At 66.6% G+C, this 861-nt stretch carries 1 protein-coding gene and 1 pseudogene; one reads left to right on the top strand and one right to left on the bottom strand.

Translation table 11 applies throughout. The annotated features are described in order from the left end of the window. A partial coding sequence (locus EOA24_RS39730) for a LysR family transcriptional regulator (protein WP_133375032.1) occupies positions 1–514 on the bottom strand: 514 nt, incomplete at its 3' end. 99 nt (positions 515–613) lie between these two features. On the opposite strand from EOA24_RS39730, the pseudogene EOA24_RS39725 reads away from it, so the two are divergent. After that, positions 614–861: pseudogene (locus EOA24_RS39725) on the top strand (LysE family translocator); the annotation flags it as partial.

The raw sequence follows: 861 nt of genomic DNA, 5'->3' as shown, positions 1-861 counted from the left end.
CTCTGGCGCCGACCCAGACCAGCCGGTCGACGAGCAGGCATTCGCCGGCGCTGGGGCCGACACGCTCCTCGATGACGGCAAGGTCGATCGTGCCCGCAGCCAGGGCCGCCGCGAGTTCCGGCGACGAGGCGCAGACCAGCGATATCTCCACCTGCGGATAGGCTTCGGCATAGGCTTTCAGCACCGGCGCGAGCAGCGTGCCGACGAGATCGTAAGGCACGCCGATCCGCACCTGTCCGGCAACCGCCCCGCCCCTGATTTCGGCGAGGATCTCGTCATTGAGCTGCAGCAGGCGCCTGGCCTTGTCGAGCAGCCGCTCGCCGGAACGGGTCAGCTTCAGACCGCGGCGGTCGCGCTCGAACAGGCGTTGCCCCAGCACATCTTCCAGCCGTTTGACCTGCTGGCTGACGGCGCCTTGCGTCAGGTGGAGCGCATTGGCCGCCGCCGTCATGCTGGCCTTGTCGGCCGTCATGACGAAGGTGCGGATGAGGCTCGTGTCGAGATCGCGGATCATGGCTTCCATTATATTCTATAATGCAAACCATGTCAAACATTGCATTTACTGATGCCGCCAAGCGCATAAGCATGCCGGCTCCTCGACTGGGAAGCCCGCATGTCCGAAACCATCATCCCGCTGGTCCTGTTCGCGCTGATCTCGACCTCGACGCCCGGCATCGCCACGACATTGTCGACCGCCTCCGGCGCGCAATTCGGCTTTCGCCGTTCGGTGCCGCTGATGGCCGGCAGCGCGGCGGGGCTGGCGACCGTGGCGGCCGCCGGCGCGGCCGGCCTTGCCGGCCTGCTCGCCGCGGTGCCCTCCCTGCAGCTCGCCATGAAGATAGCGGGCTCGCTCTATCTGAT

The sequence above is a fragment of the Mesorhizobium sp. M2A.F.Ca.ET.039.01.1.1 genome (assembly GCF_003998035.1).
GTDB lineage: Bacteria > Pseudomonadota > Alphaproteobacteria > Rhizobiales > Rhizobiaceae > Mesorhizobium.
The sequence above is the reverse complement of the archived record's forward strand: the minus strand, read 5'-3'. Positions and strand labels throughout refer to the sequence as shown.